The 892-nt window shown below is 61.4% G+C and carries 1 protein-coding gene; it reads left to right on the plus strand.

Features of this window, described 5'->3' with window-relative positions; translation table 11 throughout:
• Positions 1–892, plus strand: an 892-nt coding sequence (locus ACJY2G_RS25500) for an Ig-like domain-containing protein (RefSeq protein WP_439292383.1), incomplete at both ends; no start/stop codon positions are given.

Here is an 892-nt window from a genome sequence, read left to right on the forward strand (position 1 = left end):
AGCCGGTCAGGTGGTAACCATCACCCTGAACGGCAAAGATTACACCGCGACCGTCGGCACCGACGGCACCTGGAGCACTTCAGTTCCGGCGGCAGACGCCTCGGCGCTGACTGACGGCACGTACTCTGTGAACGCCACGGTGAAAGATGTCGCCGGTAACAGCAGCAGCGTCAGCGGTTCGGTGCTGGTGGATATCACCGCGCCGGTCGTCAGCGTGAATACGGTGGCGGGCGACGATGTGATCAACGCGGCGGAGCATCAGCAGAACCTGATGATCTCCGGCGGTTCCACAGGCGTTCCGGCGGGCGGGCTGGTGACCGTTGACATCGACGGCTACAGCTACACGGCAGCCGTTGATGCCAATGGCAACTGGAGCGTCGGGGTTCCTGCTAACGTGGTCAGCACCCTGACCGACGGAAGCTATACCGTAACGGCTTCTGTGAAAGATGCCGCAGGCAACGACGGTTCCGTGACCCGCGACGTCACTGTCGACACCGTTGCGCCGGTTCTGACTATTAATACCGTTGCGGCTGACGACGTGATTAACGCCATCGAAAAAGGCGAAGCGCTGACCGTCAGCGGCACCAGCAACGGTACCGACGGCAGCGTGATTACGCTGAACCTCAACGGGCAGAACTACACCGCAACGGTTACTAACGGCGTGTGGACGCTGAACGTTCCGGCATCCGACGTCGCGAAACTCGGCGAAGCGGATTACACCCTGACCGCCAGCAGCACCGACGCGGCAGGTAACACCGGCAGCGCGACGCACGACATTCTGGTCGACAGTTCGCTGCCGTCCGTCAGCATCAGCCCGGTGGCGACAGACAACATCGTTAACGCGACGGAAATCAACGCCGATCAGACCATAAGCGGCAAGGTCACCAAAGCG

Source organism: Rahnella sp. ATs2 (assembly GCF_051851855.1).
In the GTDB taxonomy this organism is placed as follows: Bacteria; Pseudomonadota; Gammaproteobacteria; order Enterobacterales; family Enterobacteriaceae; genus Rahnella; species Rahnella variigena.